Genomic DNA, 19,374 nt, shown 5'->3' with positions numbered 1-19,374 from the left:
CATCCTTGCTTCGATCAGGGGGTGGGCGTTGAAGCCTGGGGGCCTCGAATGATCTGCATCTGGTGCCTGGGCGCCTGGCCTGCAACCGGGGCGGCGGCCGGGGTCATGGCCAGTTGACTGAAGCGAAAGAGATCGCGGTTGGCGTTGTCCAGTTGCGGTGCAGCGGCCTGCGGGTCGGCCCAGTAGCTGGCCAGGCGTTTCTCTTCGGCACTGCGTACCGCCAGGCGCAGGCTGCCTGCCTGGGCGGCCAGCAACAGGCGGCTGGCCAGGGCTTCAGGTACCGCCAGCACCACGGTGCGCGCCATGGCGCGACGCTGTTCCTGGGCCGCCTTGGCATCGGTGTCGGCCTCCGGCGGGCGGCCATCGTTGGCCAGCCCCAGTTGCTCGCCCACGCTGAGCAGGCGCAAGGCCGGCACGGCCACCTGGGCCGAGGCCTGCGGGTTGAGGTTGTCTTCGCGCAGGTACAGCAGCACATCCACGTAGTCGCCGGGGCGCAGTTGTCCGGCGGCGCCGACCACTTCGTCCACCGCCACCGCCAGGGCGCGCTCGCCGGGGTGGATCATGCGCGCCAGCGGCCCACCGGCCTCGAAACTGCTCTCCTCCAGCCAGGTACCTGCAGGCAGGGCCCGCCAGCTGGTGCGGCCCAGCACCTGCTCGGGGCGCTGGAAGCTGCCGGCCGGGGCCACCAGCAGGCGCTCGACACTCAGATCCTCGGCTGTCAGCACGGTGTAGGCGGGTACGTCGCGGCGCAGCACCAGCACGGGCTTGCGCAATGCATCGGTGCCAGCCTCCGTGGCCTGGTCCCCCGGCTGAGCCGGGTCGGCCGGCCCTGGCGCCGCCGCTTGCGGCGGCTCGGGTGCCTCGGATGCACGGCTGAGCACCAGCCCCCAGTAACCTGCCAGCACGGCACCGATCAGGAACAGCACGGCAAGGATCATGGTGATGCGACTGCTCATGTCGGCGCTCCCTCTGCCTGAACATCCCTTCGGCCGCGCGGTGTGCGAACTGGCCCGCAAACATGAAGTTGCAAGTAACTATTTCGCTATTTGACGGTAGCGCAGCTAGGACAAAACGCCATTACCCGTCAGTTTTTTTTCGGTCCGAAACCCGACACCCCCTGAAAACAACAGCTTATTGGCGCCAGCGTTGACACCCTTACTTTGGTATTAATGCCTTCTTACATTTGCCGGTTTCGAACCGCTTGACGATGCTGTGATGGCAAAGGGGAATCACCGTTTCCGGGCCCCATTACCCGCGCCTGTGGCGCAAGGAGAAGTACCATGGTCCTTTCCCGCATCCTCAAGCACTGCAAGCTGTTCTTCCATCGCAAGGACGGCGCGTCCGGTATCGAATATGCCATCGTGGCCGCCATGGTGGCCGTGGTGATCATCGGGGTCTCGACCGATGTGGGGGGCGGGGTGAAAAAGGTCTTCGACGACATCGTCGCCGCCCTGCCCTCAGCCTGATGACAGGAACTGAACATGCCGGCTTCCCACTCACGTCAACAGCTGCTGCTGGTGGATGACGAAGAAGACGCACTGCTGGAGCTGGCCGAGCTGCTGGAGGGCGAGGGCTTCTGTTGTCACACGGCAACCTCGGTCAAGCTCGCCCTGCAGCAGTTGACGCGACATCCCGACATTGCCCTGGTGATCACCGACCTGAACATGCCGGAGGAGAGCGGCATCTCGCTGATCAGGCGCCTGCGCGAGCACACGGCGCGTCAGCACCTGCCGGTGATCGTCACCTCGGGGCATGCCGACATGGATGCGGTCAGCGACCTGCTGCGCCTGCAGGTACTCGACCTGTTCCGCAAGCCGATCTACCACCTGCGTCTGCTGGAAACCCTGGACAACCTGTTCCCCAAGCCCCGCCTGCAACTGGTTCAGTAACGCCTGGCCGCCACGCGGCCATCGCGGGTCAAGCCCGCTCCCACAGGTAGTGCGCATACCTTGTGGGAGCGGGCTTGACCCGCGATCGGTCGTCACAGCTGGTAACTGAAACTCAACGTGTACCGTGGCCGCCGATTGAAGCTGTCCAGCGCGATATCCGACATCGGCTTGGCCGCCTCCAGCGAGATGTTGTAGTAGCGCGCATCGCCAAAGCGCAGCCCCAGCGCCGCCGACGACAATCGTGAATCACGCACCGCCAACTCGTTGAACCAGGTACGCGCGGCGTCCACCACCACGTACGGCTGCAGTACCTTGAGCCAGCTGCCATCGCGCTTGAAACTGTAGTTGACCTCGTATGCCGCACCCCAGCCCTTGTCGCCGGAAGCCTGATCGCTGGGGTAGCCGCGGCCGAAATTCTGCCCGCCGAACACCGCGCGCTCGCTGTCGGGCAGGCTGTCGTCGGTCCAGTACAGCGCCGCCGATGCCACCCCCTGCCAGTTCTGCAAGAACCGGTCGCTCTGCACCCCCGACAGGCGCAGGCGCAGGAAGTCCAGGTCGTAGTCGCTGTCGGTCTTGGCACCGAAGTGATCGAGGCCCTGGTACACACCGGCACTGAGGATGCGCAGCTGCTGCGCGTCCGACTTGCTCCAGTCTGCCTCGAAGGCAAAGGCGCGCACATCGGTGCGGGTACTGACCTTCAATGGCAGGCCGATCACCCGGTAGTCGGTGCTGTCGTTCACCGCATAGAAGCGCGCTGCCACGTTCAGCCATTCGTTGCTCGAGGCGATCAGCGCCTGGCTCAGGCCGATGGAGTAACGGTCGTTCTCGCGGTGCTGCTTGAGGTCGATGCCGTTCTCCAGGCGCACCCGCGCCGCCGGGTTGCTGCGGTAGGTCGAGGCCGAAAGATTGAGCTGGGTGCCTTCGGCGTCCACGTACTGCGAGTAGTCAAGACGGTAGTAGCGTTCGTCATCCTGCCCCGGCGGGAACAGCGCGCTGAAGCTCAACTGCTCGGCCACCGCGGTCTGGGCGTTGCTGTTCAGGCCGAGCAGCGCCTGGGTGTCGTCGCGGCTGCCGTCGGTAAGGCTCAAGGTACTGGTGAACGGCTTGCGCGAGGCCTGCGCGATCAGCCGCGTGGCGCCGTCGGTGGTACCCGGCGGCGGCACCTGGGCCTGCAAGGTCAGGCCCGGCACCCGGCTCATCAGCGCGGTGTAGCGTTCGAAGGTCTTGCGGGTGAGCGGGCGCTCGGCCTTGAGCTTGCCCACCAGCTTGTCGAGGTAGGCCGACACCGGCCCCACATCGCCCTGCAGTTCGTAATCACGTATGTAGCCTTCCACCAGCACCACGCGCAGACGGCCTTCGGCGAAGTCCTGCGGCGGCAGGTAGGCATACGACAACAGGTAGCCATCCTGCTGGTAGCGCTGGGTGAGGCGGCGGGTGGCCTCGATCAGCTCGCCCAGGGTCACCTCGCGGTCGAGCAGGCCCTGGTAGTTGTCGCGCAGTTCGCTGAGCGGGTAGATGGTGCCGCCTTCGATGCGCACCCGCTGCACGCGCACCCGCGTGCCCATCAGCAGCGGCTGTGGCTGCTGGCCGGCATCCGGTGCGGGCAGGTTCAGTTGGGGAGTGACGGGGCGAAAGGCATCGGCGGGCAGGTTGGGCGCTGGCAGCTTGCGCTCGGTCTCGTTGCTGTTGAGGAAGCTCGGCAGGGGCTCGGCATGCAGCGAAGCCACCCAGGACAGACCCAATAACGCGACGAACATCGATCGCATAGGACACTCCATGATCCTGAAAAATACGAGGGAACCAAAGACGGTTCCCTCGTCAGCCTCAAGCGTAGGTGTTGCCCGTAAAATCGTCTAATCGATGATGGCCATTTAGTTACTTGTTACCCCCGAGGCCGCCTTTCAGGCCGGTGGTCAGGCCATTGAGCAGACCGCCCACGCCGCCGCCCCCTTGCCCGTTGCCGTTGACCAGGGTACCGACCTGGCCCACGGTGCCGCCCACGGCATTGACCGTCGCACCCAGCTGGGTGGTGACCGGGTTGTTGCCGGCCGCGGCAATCTGATTGCCCACCCCGCTGACTGCGCTGCCCACCTGGGTGACCAGGCCGTTGACCGGCGCACCGATGCCGGTTGCCGCGCCTACCTGCTGGGTAACGCTGGTCACACCGCTCACCACCGGGGTGAGGCCGGCGCCCACGCTGTTGCCCAACGCAGCGGTGGGCACCCCGGCCGGCACGCTGGCCACGCCATTGCCGCCCAGTACCGGCCCCAGCGAGGCCACGGTCTGGCCCACCTTGTTGACCGTGCTGCCTGCGGCGTCGAGCAGGCCGTTGCTGCTGCCGGCGCCGAGCCCGCTGCCCAGGCCCGCCACGGCGCCACCGGCGGTTTCCAGCAGCCCCGCACCGGGGGCGCTGCCACCGCTGCCGGTGCCGGTGTTGACCAGGCCACCGCTGGTGCCGACCGCCGTGCCGACATGGCTTACCAGCCCGCCGACGGCGGTGGTCAGCGGGTTGCCGTTGCCGGCACTGGCGACCTTGTCGCCCACCCCGTCGACTGCGCTGCCAACCTTGTTCAACAGGCCGCTGACCGGTGCACCCACCCCGGTGGCATCACCCACCTTGCCGGTGGCGCCTTCCACCAGCGACACCACCTTGACCACCTGGTTGCTCAATTGCTGGTTCAGGTTGCCCAGCTTGCCGGTGGTGCTCTGGGTGCTGAGGGTATCGCCAAGCATCACCACCACGTCGCCGACCTTGTCCACCACACCGTTGACCACGGGTATCTGTTCGATCAACTGGCTGCTGGCCACCGACTTGACCCCGCCGCCGATATCCGACACCCCGTTGCCCACGCCCTTGACCGTCTCGCCCAGGGCATTGCTGCCAGTGCCAAGCGTACCCAAGCCCTTGCCCAGGCCATCGCCGATGCTGGTGACGGCGTTGCCGGTGGCCGTCACCAGGTCGCCGGCACCGGTGCTGCCCACTACCGGTACGCCGCTGACGGCGTTGCCCACGCCGGACACGCCCGTGCCCACGCCCGACACGCCGCTGCCAACCTGGGCCACCACCTGGCCGACGACCGTGGTCGAGGTCGTGCCACCACCGTTGTTGCCGCCACCACCATTGTTGCCACCGCCGCCATTGTTACCGCCACCGCCGTTGTTGCCACCGCCGCCATCCGTACCGCCACCGCCGGTGCCACCACCGCCGTCCGTACCGCCACCGCCAGTACCACCGCCGCCGTCCGTACCGCCACCGCCAGTACCGCCGCCGCCGTCCGTACCGCCACCGCCAGTACCACCGCCGCCGTCCGTACCGCCACCACCTGTGCCGCCACCACCGTCAGTACCGCCGCCGGTACCGCCACCACCACTGCCGCCATCGGTACCCGAATCGGGTGTGGAACTGCTTACGTGACTCTTGTGACCGCCACCGCCGCTGCTGCAACCGGCCAGGCTCACGGTCAAGATCAACATCACTGCCGTACTTGCTTTGATCCACGCTTGAGTTTTCATGGCGACTCCCTGCTACTGCTGCCGCTGCTTTTATAGGTGTGAAGCACCGGGTTTCCGGCCACTCCACGTCCGTTGCAGCTATCTGAGCGCGCAGGCGCAAGGGGAACAATTCTGAGCTTGGTATTAACCCGATATATACAGTCGCAGCACCAGCAAAAGCCCTTTTGCTTCAGGCACTTGAAAGCAAGGGGAAGGTGCTTTGGCAGCCCTTCCCCTTTCGCGTTATATCCATCTTACGGGTGCACGGTCAGTCGTTGACCTGGAACTCGACCCGCGCGGTCTGCCCGCTGGCATCCAGCACGCTGAGCTCGTAGCGCCCCACCTCCTCCAGGTTCACGGCCAGCGCCGCCTGGGCTGTGGTCTCGCCCAGGGGTGCGCCGTTGAGGAACCACCAGCGCTGGCCTTCGCCACCCAGCGCCGAAACGCTCAGGTGCAGGGCATCGCGGCTGGTGGCGGGACGACGCAACTGGTCGCCCGGGCGTATCCCCACCACCGACAACGGCGCGGCACTGGCCGGTACCTGCGGCGGGCAGTTCGGGTCGATGGCCGGCAAACGCGCCTCGCGCCGCTCCAGGCGCGGCAACCACGGGTCCAGTGGTGCCGGCCACAGCGCGATGTCGCGCGGCGCGGCCCCCGCACAGGCTGCATCCACCCGCAGGCCCCGGGCATTCACCCACACCTTCTCCAGCAGGCCGACACCCAGGGGCTGGTCCTGCGCGAGCAGGGTCGGCGGCGTGGTGTTGCCCAGGGTCCAGGCAAAGCGCTGGCGCCGGCAGTTGGGGTCGGTGCGTGCCATCGGCTGGCCCAGCGGCCAGCAGATCGCGGCCACCCCGACGTTGCCCGGCACTGCCGGCACCGGGGCGGCAATGCCGCGCTGGCTGTCGCGGTTGCTCAGCACGTCATGCACCTGCAGCATCAGCGGCGCGGCCGAGGCCAGGCCGAACTGCCCCGGCACCGGGGTGCCGTCGGGGCGGCCGATCCAGATGCCGATCAGGTAGCGCGGCCCCACGCCGATCGACCAGGCATCGCGAAAGCCGTAGCTGGTGCCGGTCTTCCAGGCCAGCTGCGGGCGCTGCACCAGTTCGGCGTGCGGGTCGCGGTCGGGACGCGCCTGGCCACTGAGGATGCGCCGGATGATCCACGCCGAGCCCGGCGACAGCAGCCGGCGCTCGACCAGCGGCGCATCCGGTTGCAGGCGCAGCGGCGCGCTCATGCCGTCGCGGGCGAACGCACTGTAGCCACTGACCAGGTCTTCGAGGCGGCTGCCGGCGCCGCCCAGGATCAGCGACAGGTTCGGCTCGGCCGCCGTCGGCAGGCTCAGCGGCATGCCGCCCATGCGCATCTGCGCGGCAAAGCGCTTGGGCCCGTAGGCTTCGAGCAACTGCACCGCCGGCAGGTTGAGCGACAACGCCAATGCCGAGCTGGCCGCCACCGGGCCACTGAAACCCATCGAGAAATTGCCGGGGCGATAGTCGCCATAGCGGCGTGGCACATCCTGCAGCAACGACTCCGAATGGATCAGGCCGTCATCCATGGCCATGCCGTACAGAAACGGCTTGAGGGTCGAGCCCGGCGAACGCAGGGCAGTGATCATGTCGACGTGGCCGAAACGGCGCTCATCGCCAAGGTCCACCGACCCCAGGTAGGCGCGCACTGCCATGGTCTGCGACTCCACCACCAGGATCGCCGCCGAAGTGCGCTCGGGCAGGCGTGCGCGCCAACCCAGCAGCAGGTCTTCCAGGCGCCGTTGCAGCGCAGCGTCGAGGGTGGTGTGGATCAGCGGCGGGCTGTCGGCACGGTTCAGCCGGCGAGCCAGCAGCGGAGCCAACGCCGGCTCCTGGCGTGGTGCCAGCAGCAGCGGTTCTTCCTGCGCTTCGGCGATGCGCTGCTGCGGCCACACCTGGTACTCGCCCAGGCGTTGCAGCACCTTGTCCCGGGCCAGGCGCGCGCGCTCCGGGTGGCGGTCGGGGCGCAGACGGCTGGGCGCCTGGGGCAGCACCGCCAGCAGCGCAGCCTCGGCCGGGGTCAGTTGCAAGGGCGACTTGCCCAGGTACGCCCAGCTGGCCGCCGCCACACCCTGCAGGGTGCCGCCGAACGGTGCGCGGTTGAGGTACAGCTCCAGGATCTGGCGTTTGGACAGGTGCCATTCCAGCTGCGCGGTGCGCCACACCTGGCGCAACTTGCCCGGCAGCGTGCGCGAGTGCGGGTCGAGCAGGCGCGCCACCTGCATCGACAGCGTGCTGCCGCCCGACAGCACGCGCCCGCCCGTGAGGTTCTGCCAGGCGGCACGGCCCAGGGCCAGCGGGTTGACCCCGGGGTGCCGGTAGAACCAGCGGTCCTCGTAGGTGAGCAAGGCTTCGAGGTAGTAAGGCGACACCTGATCAAGGGTGACCGGGTAGCGCCACACGCCCTCGGCATCGGCAAAGCGCCACAGCGGCGTGCCGTCTTCGGCCAGCACCACCCGCGCCAGATCGTCGGCCGGCATCGGCAATGGCCACAGGCGATCAGCCAGCCACAGCAACAGCACGCAGGCAAAGGCGGCGCACAGCAGCCGGGCGATGCGCGAGCGGGGTCGGGCTAAGCTGAACATCAGGCGCGGACACCTTTTTGCGTGGGTGAGGAACCGAGCCGGCAGGATGATGGCCAAAGCTCTGGGCACGGCGACTGCGCCGTAGCGTCGATCAGGAAGCGATTATGCATGTAGAAGGTTTTTTCGAATGGCTGGGGCAAGCGCTCGGCGCGGTGATCCGCTTCGTGGTGGATGCCCTGAGCGGGTTGTTCAATCTGCTGGCCAATGCCGGCGGCAACTTCATCGACGGCCTGGCACGCACACTGGGCATGGACACCTCGCTGGTCAGCATCCTGATGCTGGTGATCGGCCTGCTGTTGCTGTACTCGGCGGTGCGCGCGTTCATGCGCGCCTCGATCATCATGGGGATCATCTGGCTGATGCTGGGGTTGTGGGTGTTGAGCTGGGTGGTGCGGTGACAGCATCGCGGGTCAAGCCCGCTCCCACAGGGATTACTGCGACCCTTGTGGGAGCGGGCTTGACCCGCGATGGGGCCTGATTAGCGTCCCAGAATCACCATGTCACCCGGGCTCTCGCCCACCGCCTGCCAGTTGGGCCGGTACATCGACTCCACCTGCACCGGCGGCACGCGATAGGTGCCCGGCGTGACCGCACGGGCCAGGTACAGCAGGTGCGTCACGCCGTACGGGTCGACGTTCATCGCCGCCACGTAGCGGTCATCGCGAAACTCCTGGTGCACCACGTTGGCGTTCTGCATTGCTTCACGCCATTCCTTCACTGCACTGCTGGCGTTGTCCAGGCTGGCGGCACTTTGCGCCAGGTTCTGGTTTTCCAGCTCCAGGCCCGCCGGCAGCAGGTCGACGATCAGCGCGTCCGGCACCCGCTCGTTGGCGCGGATACCAATGTGCACCAGCACCAGGTCGCCACTCTTGAGCGACTTGATGTTCAGTGCCCGGCCATTCATGCCCAGGTACTCGCGGTAGATGCTCATGTTGGTGCCCACCGCACGGGGTGCGAAGCGCGGGTAACCCGACACGGTCAACTGCTGGTACACGGTCTTGTCGCTGGTGTTGGTCACGGTCAGCGGCGAGGCCAGCAACGGCCCCTCCAGCTTGAGCCCGGCCTGGGTCGGGCCCAGGTCGCGCAGCTCGCCCGCGCTGTCCAGGCGTGCACTCCAGCGGCCTTCAGGCTGCTTGAGCATGCCACGCCCGGCCATGAACAGCGCATTGCGCTCCTGGGTGGACAGGTACGAGCTGCTGGCCATCTTGTCCGACAGCTCGAACAGCCGCTGGTCGAGCTGGTCGGTGGCCAGCTTGTTCTCTTCGAGCAGGGCCAGGATCAGCGCCTCGTCACGTACCGGGCTGCCATAGTCGCTCAGCCACACGTCCTGGCGCTTGACCGCCAGGCCCGCCTGCAGGGCCTGCGCCGAGCGCGGCTTGTCGCCCATCTTGTCCAGTGCGATCGACAGCTGTACCAGCGGCAGGCCCGAGCGTGCATCGGCGCGGCGCTCGAACAGGCTGCGCAGGGCACCCAGCGGGGCCTGCTGGGTACGCGCCAGCACCAGCGCCGCATACGCCTGTACCGCGAAGCGGCTGTGCTCGGCGTTGCTGGTGTAGTACGGCTCGATCAGGTTGCGTTCCTGCAGGTAGCGCAGCAGGCGTTCGTTGGCCTTTTTCAGCGCCTCGGGCGGCACCGCATAGCCTTGCTCGCGGGCACGCTGCAGGAAGTCGGTGACATAGGCAGTCAGCCAGTACTCCTCGCTGTCGTCCGCGCTCCACAGGCCGAAGCTGCCGTTGTAGCGCTGCATGCCGAGCAGGTGCTCGATGCCCATCTCGATCTTGCGCTGGCGCACCTTGGGCTCTTCACCCTTGATGCCCAGGCGCTCGAGCGTCTCGGCATCGGCGTACAGCGACGGGTACAGCCCGCTGGTGGTCTGCTCCAGGCAGCCATAGGGGTAGGCCTCGAGGGCACGGATCTGCTCGGCGATGTTCAGCGGCGGGCGGCTCGACAGCGACAGCATCGCCTCCAGGCCCTGGGGTTCGAACGCGGCCAGGTCCTCGGCGGGCAAGGTCCATGGCTGGTCCTTGAGCGCGGCGCGGTAGTGCCTGAGCTGCGCCGGGTAGGCCGGGCGAATGCCCAGGGTCCACTCGCGGGTGAAGGCGGTGTTCGGTTCGCCCGGCAGCACCAGGCCGCTGACCTGCACCTTGACCTTGCCCTGGCCCAGGCCACCCACGGCCTGCACGCCCAGCAGCGAGGTCACGCGCTGGCCGTCACGCAGGCTCAGTGGCTGCTCGGACGGGGTCAGCAGGTTCAACTGGCCCTCGGTGGTCACCTTGACCGTGAACTTCTGCGCCTTGCCCGACAGGTTGGACAGGTCCAGCGCCAGCTCGGTACGGTCGCCGCCGGCCAGAAAACGCGGGGCCGACAGTTCGGCGATCAGCGGCGCGGCGACCACGGTCTTGGCCTCGGCCATGCCGAAGCGCTCGTCGGTCCAGGCCTGGGCCATCACCCGAAGCTCGCCGTTGAAGTCGGGGATGTCCACCGTCGCCTGACCTTCGCCCTTGGCGTCCAGGGTCACCGGGGCGCTCTGCAGGGCCACGATGGTCACGCTGGTGCTGGGACGCTTGCCGCCCTTGGCCATGGCCGCGTCACCGCCGAATGCCAGGCTGGCCAGGCGGCCCTGCCCGGCTTCGATCAGCTGGCCGTAGATATCCAGCTGGTCGGCGCCGTAGGCCTTGCGGCCGAACATGCCGGTGAACGGGTCGGGGGTGGCGTAGCTGGTGATGTTGAGAATGCCCACGTCCACCGCGGCCAGCAGCACCTGCACCTGCTTGGGGATGCTGCCATCGGCATTGCGCGCCTGCACCTTGACGGTGAGCGGCTGCTTGGGACGCATCTTTTCCGGGGCCTTGAGGGTCAGCGCCAGCTTGCGCTCGGCGCGATCCAGCGGCAGGTGCAGCACGCCCACGGCACGTTTGGGCGTGGCATTGGCCTTGCGCTCGCCAGGGCGGATCACCAGGGCGCTGACGTACAGGTCGTGGCGGGCCCATTTGGGGTCGAGCTTGACCGCGTAGGTCTTGCCCTCGGCAGGCACGTCGATTTCTTCCCACCACAGCGGGCCGTCATTGCCCTCGACGATCAGGTAGCCCTTGCCGGCAGCCGGCGGGGTCACGGTGATCTGCGCGGTGGCGCCATCGGCGTAGGCCGGCTTGTCCAGCGCCAGCTTGACCTGGTCGGGGCGCACGGCGCCGCCGTCGGTGTTGTCCTGGGCACGCCAGCCAGCCCAGAAGCGCACGCTGCTGGTCACGCCGGTGCTCGGGTCTTCGACCTCGACACGGTACGGGCCCCATTCCACCGGGAAGCTCAGCTTGGCAGTGCTGCCGGCCTTGATGCTGACCGGCTGCTCGGACTGCAGCAGGAATTTCTCGTTGTAGTTGTAATCCCAACCATCGCTGGAGGAATAGTTCCAGTAGTAGTCGCGGCGCTCCTGAATCAGGCGCACCTTGAGGTTGTCGGCGGCCAGCTTGTGGCCGTCACGGTCGGCCATCAGCAGTTCGAACTCGACCGGGGTGTTGCCGTCGACCTCTTCGCCGTCGAACAGCCCACGCAGGCCGGGCATGCGCTCGGCCGGCCAGATCGGCTGCTCCAGGCGCCGGGTGATCGGCCGGCCACCGGACTCCTGCAGGCTGGCCTGCACGCTCAGTTGCAGCGGCGAATGCGCCTCGGACCAGCGGCTTTCGATCTGCAGCGTGGCATCGCCCGACGCGTCCAGGGTGGTTTCGTCCAGTTCCAGGTCGTGGCTCAGGTCTTCCTCGGTGATCGAGCCGAACTGGTAGCCCGGCAAGGCCGGCACCGCTTCGCGCAGCGGGCGCACGTAGGCCTGGCCGCTGAGGCGGTTGCCCGAGGCCGGGGCGCCGTAGAGGTAACGGCCATTGACATGGATTTCAGCGGTTTCACCCGGGCTCAGCGGGGTCGCGCTGCCCTTGAGTTCCAGGGCCAGGCGCTCGGGCATGAAGTCTTCGACAAGGAACTCGAACACCTGCTTCTTGCCGCCGCCCAGGTCGAACACCAGCTGCCAGCGCCCGGTCGGGGCTTCGCTGGCCAGTTGCAACTGGTACTGGTAGAAGCCATTGGCATCGGCCTCCCACACGAACTTGCGGCTGACCTGTTCATCCGGACGACGCACCTCGACACTGACCGGCTGGGCCTTCACCGGCTTGCCGTCCTGGTCGCGCAGCAGGCCGTTGAGCAGCACGGTTTCACCCGGGCGATAGAGGTCGCGCGGGCCGAACACGAAAAACTGCAGCGGGTTGGCCTGCGGCCCGGTCAGCGCGAATTCGGAGAGGTCGAGCGCGGCGCTGTTCAGGCGCAGCAAGGTGGTGTGCACGCCCTGCTTGGCCAGCAGTACGTCGGCCTTGGGCGGCATCGGCAATTGCGCATGGCCATCGCCGTCGGTCTTGGCCTGAGCCAGCAGCTTGCCTTCGCGGTCGAGCAGTTCGAGGTTGACCCCGTCCAGGGCCTTGCCGCCGTCCAGCGCCTGGGTGAACACGTCCAGGCGGTTGGTGTAGCGATGCGCCGACAGCCCGATGTCACTCAGGGTGAACAGGGTGGCCGGCTGCGAATAGTTGTAGCGGCCCGAGGCGCGCATCACCGCCAGGTACACCCCCGGCTCCTGCAACGGCTTGATCCCGGCAATCGGCAGCAACAGGGTTTCGCGGGTGTTGCGCACCGGGTTCAGGTCGAAGCGGCCGGCATACACCAGGTCGGCCTTGCTCAACAGTTCTTCGGAGTTGTAGTACTCGAGCGAGGTGTTGCGGCCCCAGCTGGCCAGGAAGCTGGACATCGACTCGGGCTTGATGCGGAAGAACTCGACGTCCACCTTGTCGATGTTCAGCGCGATCACCGGCAGGCCTTCGGCCAGGCGCGTGGGCAGCAGCGAGCCGCGGCTGGCGAAGCCCACGGTGGGCTGCATGTCGCGGGTTTCGAGGCGGCTGACGTATTCGCTGGGGAGCTTCTTGCCGTTTACCCCGAGCAGGCCGGCATCCACGGTCAGCACCAGCTTGCGCTGCGGCTCCAGGTGACGCAGGCGCAGCTCCATCTGGTTTTCGCTGAGCTCCCAGGCGCCGTCGAGCTTGCCCCGGGTGGTGTCCACCAGGTGCACGCGCTCGGCAAGGTTCTGGTCCTTGTCCAGCGGCACCGAGAAGGTCACCGACAAGGCGCTGGCACCGTCGACCTGCACTTCGGAAACGTCTACCACCGTCAGCTCGCGACCGGCGTAGCGCTCGCCCAGGCTCGCCTGGGTGGGCGCCGGGGTCGCCGCCGGGGCCGGTGCAGCTGCGGGCGCGGCCGGTTCGGCGGGGGCCGGCGCCGGGGCTACCGGGGCGGCCTGTTCCGTTGGCGCGGGGGCCGGGGCCGGTTTATCAGAAGACGAGTCGCAAGCACTGAGCAGCGCCATGGCGCACGCCAGCCACAATCCTTTGTTGAGCATGGAGGGTAACTCTTCCGGTAGCAGGGTCTGAGACGAGCACTATATAGCAAGCTCGCGGGCATCGCTGATCGAGGCGCCCGGCGTGAGACAGCGTTCACCAGTTTTAGTGCCGGGGGCGGCTACAATGCCGGTTCTCAAGGAGCCTGCATGTCCCGACTACTCAGCGACTGGCGCGACCGCCCGACCCACCACAGGGTCTGGGCGCTGGCCGCGCCGATGATTCTTTCCAACATTTCCGTGCCCATGGTGGCACTGGTGGACAGCGCCGTGATCGGCCACCTGCCCCACGCGCACCAGCTCGGCGCCGTGGCGGTGGGCGCCAGCCTGTATACCTTCCTGGCGTTTCTGATGGGCTTCCTGCGCATGGGCTCCACCGGCTTTGCCGCCCAGGCGGCCGGACGCGCCGACGGCGCCGCGCTGCGCCAGGTGCTGGTGCAGGGGCTGTTGCTGGCGTTGCTGTTCGCCGTGCTGCTGGGGGCACTGGCGATTCCCTTCAGCCACCTGGCATTGGGCCTGATGCAACCGAGTGCCGCGCTGCAGGAAAACACCCTGGCGTTCTTCCACACGCGCTTGCTCGGCCTGCCGGCAGCGCTGGCCAGCTTTGCCCTGGTGGGGTGGTTTCTGGGTACGCAGAACGCCCGTGCCCCGCTGGCGATCCTGCTGACCACCAACCTGCTCAACATCGTGCTCAACCTGTGGTTCGTGCTGGGGCTGGACTGGGGTGTGCTGGGCTCGGCGCGGGCGTCGGTGATCGCCGAATGGTCGGCCGCGCTGCTCGGCCTGGCGCTCACGCGCCCGGCCCTGCGCGCCTACCCCGGGCAGGTGGCCTGGGCGCTGCTCAGGCGCTGGCAGAGCTGGCGCCCGCTGCTGAGCGTGAACCGCGACATCTTCATTCGCAGCCTGGCGTTGCAGGGGGTGTTCTTCCTGATCACCGTGCAGGGTGCGCGCCTGGGCGAGGCGACGGTGGCGGCCAATGCGCTGCTGCTCAACGGCCTGCTGCTGACCGCGTATGCACTGGACGGCCTGGCGCATGCGGTGGAGGCACTGTGCGGGCATGCGATCGGCGCCGGGGACCGCGGCGCATTGCGCCGTTCGATGACGGTGGCGTGTGGCTGGTCGTTGATCGTCAGCCTGGGGTTTGCCGGGGTGTTCCTGCTGGGCGGGCACTGGTTCATCCAGTTGCAGACGGATATCCCCAGCGTGCGCGAGACGGCGTTCGAGTACCTGCCATACCTGGCGCTGCTGCCACTGGTGGCGGTGTGGAGCTACCTGCTCGACGGGTTGTTCATCGGCGCGACAAGGGCACGGGAGATGCGCAACGGCATGCTGCTGAGCGTGGCGATAGCACTGCCGTTCGCCTATGCGGCCAGCGGGCTGGGCAACCACGGGCTGTGGCTGGGCTTTCTGCTGTTCATGGGGCTGCGGGCGGTGACGCTGGGGGTGATGGGGTGGCGGTTGCAGCGTAGGGATGGGTGGTTTGTGGCGTGAATGACGGCCTCTTCGCCGGCAAGGCCGGCTCCTACAGGGTATTGCATGAACCTGTAGGAGCCGGCCTTGCCGGCGAAAGCGGTCAGGAGGACAGGTAGGACGAGCGGGTCAGCCCAAGACGCAAGGCATCCAGGAACTGGGTACGCTCACGCGCCGTGATCTTCGCGCTGGCGCATTTGTCGCGGTAGTGGGTCATCAGCTCTTCGGGCGACAGGTGCACGTAGCGCAGCATGTCCTCGATGGTGTCGTGGGTCTCGATGCCGGCGTGGTACACGCTGCCGTTGGGGTTCTGGTAGATGTTCACCGAGTCGGTGTCACCGAACAGGTTGTGCATGTCCCCGAGGATTTCCTGGTACGCGCCCACCAGGAAGATCCCCAGCAGGTAGTCCTCGCCCTCGTTGATGGCGTGTACCGGCAGGCTGGTCTCGATGCTCTGCTCGTCGACGTACTGGTTGATCTTGCCGTCCGAGTCGCAGGTCAGGTCCTGCAGCACCGCACGGCGCAGCGGCTCTTCGCCCAGGCGATGCAGCGGCAGGATCGGCAACACCTGGCCGATGGCCCAGGTGTCGGGCAGGCTCTGGAACACCGAGAAGTTGCAGATGTACTTGTCGGCCAGCTTGTCGTTGAGCTCGTCCAGCACCTGGCGGTGCGAGCGCTGGCGCGCCTTGAGCGAGTTGTGCAACCGGCGGCACACGGCAAAGTAGCACTGCTCGGCCAGGGCCTTCTGCGCGAGGGTGATCTTGCCGTCGGCGTATTGCGCGGCCACGTCGCTCATGTAGTGGGTGGCACGCCAGTAGGTCTCGGTGACCATCTCGATGTCGGTCGGGCCCAGCAGGTCGGCCAGCCACTGCACGGTTTCGGGCAGGCTCTGCTTGTCCTCGATCTCGGGTACTTCGTCGTTGTGCTTCTCGACGTCGGTTACCTGCACCACCAGCATCGCGTGGTGCGCGGTCAGCGCGCGGCCGCTCTCGGAGAAGATGTGCGGGTGCGGCAGGCCCTGCGCGTCGCAGAACTCCTTGAGCATGCCCACCACCACGCCGGCGTAGTCGTCCATGTCGTAGTTGATCGAGCTGGCATTGCGCGAGTGGGTGCCGTCGTAGTCCACGCCCAGGCCGCCGCCCACGTCGATGTGGTCCACTGGCAGGCCCAGCGCACGCAGCTCGCCGTAGTAGCGGATGGCTTCCTTGAAGCCGTGCTGGTAGTCCGCCAGGTTGGCGATCTGCGAGCCCATGTGAAAGTGCAGCAGGCGAATGCCCTGGTCCAGGCCGGCATCGCGAAAGCGCTGCACTACCGAAATCAGCTGCGCAGCCGACAGGCCGAACTTGGACTTCTCGCCGCCGGTATCGGCCCACTTGCTCGAAGCCAGCGACGACAGGCGCACGCGCAGGCCGACCTGCGGCTTGACCTTGAGGTCGGCGGCTTCCTCGATCACCAGTGCCACTTCGGATTCTTTCTCGATCACGATGAACACGTTGTGACCCAGTTTCTGCCCCATCAGCGCCAGGCGGATGAACTCGCGGTCCTTGTAGCCGTTGCAGACGATGGTGCCGCCCTTGGGCGCCAGCGCCAGCACCGCCAGCAGCTCGGGCTTGGAACCGGCCTCAAGGCCGATGGACACGTTCTGCGTGGCGATGATGTTCTCCACCACCGCTTCCTGCTGGTTGACCTTGATCGGGTACAGCGCGGTGTACTGGCTCTGGTACTCCAGGCGCGCGATGTTGGCGTCGAATGCGCCGGTCAGCTGGCGCACGCGGTGTTGCAGGATGTCGGGGAAACGTACCAGCAGCGGCAGCGACAGGCCGCTCTGGCGCAGCTCGTCGACCTGCTCGTACAGGTCGATCGGCGCACTGTCCGGCCCGTTGGGGCGTACTTCGACGCGCCCGGCCTCGTTGATCGCGAAGTAACCCGCGCCCCAATGGCGAATGCCGTAAACACTGCGGCTGTCGGCCACGGTCCATTGGCTGCCATCGTCTTTGCGTGTGCGTCGTACGGACATCGAAGTCCCCTATAAAGAAAGTCGTGAACACCGGCCAGGGCGTGCTGGCCAGTGTAGAAAATGAAGATGACGATTCTCCCTGTTCAGGCATAGACCCCTGCCCAGGGAACGAGTTTAGAAGTGCTGCAGGAAAAACCTCGCAGCGGCCATCAGCCGCCGGACTTTTTCGCCTTGAAGCCTTGCTTGATCAGCTCGGCCAGCAACAACTCGACGTGGTCGCCCTGGATCTCGATGACGCCGTCTTTCAACGCGCCGCCCGTACCACAACGCCGCTTGAGCGTGGTGGCCAGTTCCTTGAGTTGATCCAGGGGGAGCGGTACGCCACTGATGGTGGTCACCGTCTTGCCGCCACGGCCTTTGCTTTCACGACGCACACGGGCAATGCCGTCGCCTTCGGGGATGAGTGTCTGCTTGCAGATGCAGGCATCGACGGGTTTGCTGCAGTCCGGGCAATGCCGGCCTGCATCGGTGGAGAACACCAGGCCACCGAGGGCGGCGAATGATGCGGCTTTCTTGGCCACTTTTGATCCTCTGCGTTGAGGACAAAAACTGGTCGATGCCCCGGGGCGAGGTACCGACCGCGAAGCCCCACTCTGGCAGGGGCAGCGCACCTGCCGCGGCAAGCCGTGGCAGGGTGAAAAGGCCGCGCAGTGTAACCACAATTGCGCCGAATGCTAAGTGCAAAACTGCGCCATTTTGCTTGGCTTTCGCGACGTCAGCCGCGCTGCGCCACGAAACGGTTCAGCGCCGCCAGCGAGTCGGGGCAGTAGGGGGTGCTCAGGCTGTCGTCCAGGGCTGCCTGCAAGGGCATGAAGCGGGCCTGGCTGACCTCCTCGGGCTGCAGGCGCAAAGGCCCGTCCCAGACCGCCGAGAACACCGCGCACCAGAGCCGGTTGCCAGGCTGGTCGAAGAAGAAGCGCTCGTGGAAGCTCAGCGACACGCCGCTCACCCCCAGCTCCTCGGCCAGCTCGCGCGCGGCGCAGCGCTCGTAGCTTTCGTGCTCGTCGACCATGCCGCCGGCGGCCACATCCCAGTAGCCGGGGTAGATCGCCTTGCTCAGGGTACGCTGGTGCACGCACAGCTCGCCGGCACTGTTGAACAGCAGGATGTAGGTACCCCGCCCGATCAGCCCCTGCTCGCGCAGCTCGGCCCGCGGCTTGGCGCCGAGCAGGTTGTCCTGCTCGTCGACCCAGGCGATGCGCTCGGCATCCGAGGCGGCGCGGTGCGCCGCCTCGCTCTGGCTGAACAGCATCAGCCCTGGGACAGCAGCTGGCGCAGGTCGATCACTGCGGCGTTGGCGCGGGAAATGTAGTTGGCCATCACCAGCGAGTGGTTGGCCCACATGCCGAAGCCGCTGCCGTTGAGTACCATCGGGCTCCACAGCGGCTCCTGCGAGGCTTCCAGCTCACGGATGATCTGGCGCACGCTGACGGTGGCGTTCTTCTTGGCCAGCACGTCGGCGAAGTCGACCTCGATGGCGCGCAGCAGGTGCGACAGCGCCCAGGCCTGGCCACGGGCTTCATAGAACACGTTGTCGATCTGCAGCCACGGCGTCTCGACCACTTCCTCGTCCAGCTGCGGCACCTGGCCCGGCACCACCGATTCGGTCTTGAGGGTGGTGTTGAGCTTGACCCGGCCCACGCTGGCCGACAGGCGCTGGGACAGCGAGCCCAGGCGCGTGGCCACATCGCCCAGCCAGTTGTTGAGGTTGTCGGCACGGGTGTAGAACAGCGCGCCCTGCTGGTCTGGCGAAGCCAGGCGCTTCTGGTAGCGGTTCAGCGAATTGATGCCTTCCTGGTACTCCGACTCGCTCGACGGCAGGATCCAGCTCTTGTTGTCGAAGTTGAAGCGCGGCTCGGCCTTGGCAAGGTCGGCGTCTTCGGCCGACTGCGACTGCGAACGGGCGAAGTCCTTGCGCAGGGCACGGCTGAGGTCACGTACCTGCACCAGCACGCCATATTCCCAGCTGGGCATGTTGTCCATCCACAGGCCCGGCGGGAAGCGGTCGTTGGAGATGTAGCCGCCTGGCTTGTCGAGCAGGGTGGCAACCACGGTCTTGAGGGTTTCGACGGTGGTGTAGCCGACGACCATCTGCTGGCCATTGCGCTCGGCGGCGGCCTGGGCGTTCTGCTGCACCGGGAACAGGTCGGGCTCCTGGCTCCAGTACCAGCCCAGGGCGATGGTCACCAGCAGGTACAGACCGATCAGGGTGCCCAGCGCCCGGCTGAACAACAGCCCGCCGAAGTAGCTGCGGGTGCCCGAGCCACGGGCGTCCACCCGCTCGCGTGCCTCGGCTTTGCCTGTACGGTTTTTCCAGTCCAGCATGGCGTTGTCCTTTCTGTCAGGTCGTGTCCAGGGTTCGACCGCGCGGCCCCCGCTTCGTGCCCACGCCGGCCAGCATTGTGTGCCAGCGTGCGCGGCCGGGGCGCCAGCCAAGCCTGCACTATAAATCAAGCGCGCCGCTTCGCAT

Annotated in this window: 13 protein-coding genes; 4 read left to right on the top strand and 9 right to left on the bottom strand. The window is 67.0% G+C overall.

The window, feature by feature from the left end; genetic code table 11:
* Nucleotides 1-14: 14 nt before the first annotated feature.
* A complete protein-coding gene (gene cpaB, locus LOY33_RS02860; RefSeq protein WP_258661280.1) occupies nt 15-956 on the bottom strand; it encodes a Flp pilus assembly protein CpaB in 942 nt (313 codons plus the stop codon).
* A 324-nt stretch (nt 957-1,280) separates the two neighbouring features.
* Here cpaB and LOY33_RS02855 point away from each other — a divergent pair, with 324 nt between their 5' ends.
* Nucleotides 1,281-1,466 carry a Flp family type IVb pilin gene (locus LOY33_RS02855; RefSeq protein ID WP_043860930.1) on the top strand — a complete coding sequence of 62 codons (186 nt, stop codon included), beginning with the start codon at nt 1,281-1,283 and terminating at the stop codon, nt 1,464-1,466.
* Between the two features lie 15 nt (nt 1,467-1,481).
* A complete protein-coding gene (locus tag LOY33_RS02850) occupies nt 1,482-1,889 on the top strand; it encodes a response regulator (RefSeq protein WP_043860929.1) in 408 nt (135 codons plus the stop codon).
* A gap of 92 nt (nt 1,890-1,981) precedes the next feature.
* On the opposite strand, the gene LOY33_RS02845 is transcribed toward LOY33_RS02850, so the two are convergent.
* The 3 genes from LOY33_RS02845 to pbpC all read right to left on the bottom strand — a co-directional run bounded on the left by LOY33_RS02845 (nt 1,982) and on the right by pbpC (nt 7,992).
* Nucleotides 1,982-3,655 carry a ShlB/FhaC/HecB family hemolysin secretion/activation protein gene (locus tag LOY33_RS02845; RefSeq protein WP_058540792.1) on the bottom strand — a complete coding sequence of 558 codons (1,674 nt, stop codon included), beginning with the start codon at nt 3,653-3,655 and terminating at the stop codon, nt 1,982-1,984.
* Nucleotides 3,656-3,764: 109 nt separating this feature from the next.
* Nucleotides 3,765-5,363, bottom strand: a complete 1,599-nt coding sequence (locus tag LOY33_RS02840) for a collagen-like triple helix repeat-containing protein (protein ID WP_309475761.1) — start codon at nt 5,361-5,363, stop codon at nt 3,765-3,767.
* 286 nt (nt 5,364-5,649) lie between these two features.
* Nucleotides 5,650-7,992, bottom strand: a complete 2,343-nt coding sequence (gene pbpC / locus LOY33_RS02835; RefSeq protein WP_258661271.1) for a peptidoglycan glycosyltransferase PbpC — start codon at nt 7,990-7,992, stop codon at nt 5,650-5,652.
* 104 nt (nt 7,993-8,096) lie between these two features.
* Here pbpC and LOY33_RS02830 point away from each other — a divergent pair, with 104 nt between their 5' ends.
* Nucleotides 8,097-8,390, top strand: a complete 294-nt coding sequence (locus tag LOY33_RS02830) for a hypothetical protein (RefSeq protein WP_043860925.1) — start codon at nt 8,097-8,099, stop codon at nt 8,388-8,390.
* An 80-nt stretch (nt 8,391-8,470) separates the two neighbouring features.
* Here the strand turns inward: LOY33_RS02830 and LOY33_RS02825 are convergent, their stop codons facing one another.
* Nucleotides 8,471-13,420: an alpha-2-macroglobulin gene (locus LOY33_RS02825; RefSeq protein ID WP_258661260.1), complete on the bottom strand. Its 4,950-nt coding sequence runs from the start codon at nt 13,418-13,420 to the stop codon at nt 8,471-8,473.
* A 147-nt stretch (nt 13,421-13,567) separates the two neighbouring features.
* On the opposite strand from LOY33_RS02825, the gene LOY33_RS02820 reads away from it, so the two are divergent.
* Nucleotides 13,568-14,908, top strand: a complete 1,341-nt coding sequence (locus LOY33_RS02820; protein WP_078481555.1) for an MATE family efflux transporter — start codon at nt 13,568-13,570, stop codon at nt 14,906-14,908.
* A gap of 82 nt (nt 14,909-14,990) precedes the next feature.
* Here the strand turns inward: LOY33_RS02820 and speA are convergent, their stop codons facing one another.
* The 4 genes from speA to LOY33_RS02800 all read right to left on the bottom strand — a co-directional run bounded on the left by speA (nt 14,991) and on the right by LOY33_RS02800 (nt 19,229).
* A complete protein-coding gene (gene speA, locus LOY33_RS02815; RefSeq protein ID WP_043860454.1) occupies nt 14,991-16,904 on the bottom strand; it encodes an arginine decarboxylase in 1,914 nt (637 codons plus the stop codon).
* A gap of 149 nt (nt 16,905-17,053) precedes the next feature.
* Nucleotides 17,054-17,425 (bottom strand): translation initiation factor Sui1, encoded by a 372-nt coding sequence (locus LOY33_RS02810; RefSeq protein ID WP_043860455.1) that lies wholly within the window; start codon nt 17,423-17,425, stop codon nt 17,054-17,056.
* Nucleotides 17,426-17,619: 194 nt separating this feature from the next.
* Nucleotides 17,620-18,156: an NUDIX hydrolase gene (locus LOY33_RS02805; protein WP_258661250.1), complete on the bottom strand. Its 537-nt coding sequence runs from the start codon at nt 18,154-18,156 to the stop codon at nt 17,620-17,622.
* The gene (locus tag LOY33_RS02800) at nt 18,156-19,229 is read right to left on the bottom strand and encodes a DUF2333 family protein (protein ID WP_043860457.1); all 1,074 of its coding nucleotides are present in this window, start codon (nt 19,227-19,229) and stop codon (nt 18,156-18,158) included. Before LOY33_RS02800 ends, LOY33_RS02805 begins: the two co-directional genes overlap by 1 nt.
* Nucleotides 19,230-19,374 lie beyond the last annotated feature (145 nt).

It is taken from the genome of Pseudomonas sp. B21-036 (assembly GCF_024748925.1).
Taxonomy (GTDB): domain Bacteria; phylum Pseudomonadota; class Gammaproteobacteria; order Pseudomonadales; family Pseudomonadaceae; genus Aquipseudomonas; species Aquipseudomonas palmensis.
The sequence above is the reverse complement of the archived record's forward strand: the minus strand, read 5'-3'. Positions and strand labels throughout refer to the sequence as shown.

Bases quoted from the DNA above. Each gene is read 5' to 3' on its own strand.
- pbpC (WP_258661271.1), bottom strand. From the start codon at position 7,992: ATGTTCAGCTTAGCCCGACCCCGCTCGCGCATCGCCCGGCTGCTGTGC.
- speA (WP_043860454.1), bottom strand. From the start codon at position 16,904: ATGTCCGTACGACGCACACGCAAAGACGATGGCAGCCAATGGACCGTG.
- LOY33_RS02825 (WP_258661260.1), bottom strand. From the start codon at position 13,420: ATGCTCAACAAAGGATTGTGGCTGGCGTGCGCCATGGCGCTGCTCAGT.
- LOY33_RS02855 (WP_043860930.1), top strand. From the start codon at position 1,281: ATGGTCCTTTCCCGCATCCTCAAGCACTGCAAGCTGTTCTTCCATCGC.
- LOY33_RS02840 (WP_309475761.1), bottom strand. From the start codon at position 5,363: ATGTTGATCTTGACCGTGAGCCTGGCCGGTTGCAGCAGCGGCGGTGGC.
- LOY33_RS02845 (WP_058540792.1), bottom strand. From the start codon at position 3,655: ATGCGATCGATGTTCGTCGCGTTATTGGGTCTGTCCTGGGTGGCTTCG.
- LOY33_RS02800 (WP_043860457.1), bottom strand. From the start codon at position 19,229: ATGCTGGACTGGAAAAACCGTACAGGCAAAGCCGAGGCACGCGAGCGG.
- LOY33_RS02820 (WP_078481555.1), top strand. From the start codon at position 13,568: ATGTCCCGACTACTCAGCGACTGGCGCGACCGCCCGACCCACCACAGG.
- LOY33_RS02850 (WP_043860929.1), top strand. From the start codon at position 1,482: ATGCCGGCTTCCCACTCACGTCAACAGCTGCTGCTGGTGGATGACGAA.
- LOY33_RS02830 (WP_043860925.1), top strand. From the start codon at position 8,097: ATGCATGTAGAAGGTTTTTTCGAATGGCTGGGGCAAGCGCTCGGCGCG.
- LOY33_RS02805 (WP_258661250.1), bottom strand. From the start codon at position 18,156: ATGCTGTTCAGCCAGAGCGAGGCGGCGCACCGCGCCGCCTCGGATGCC.
- cpaB (WP_258661280.1), bottom strand. From the start codon at position 956: ATGAGCAGTCGCATCACCATGATCCTTGCCGTGCTGTTCCTGATCGGT.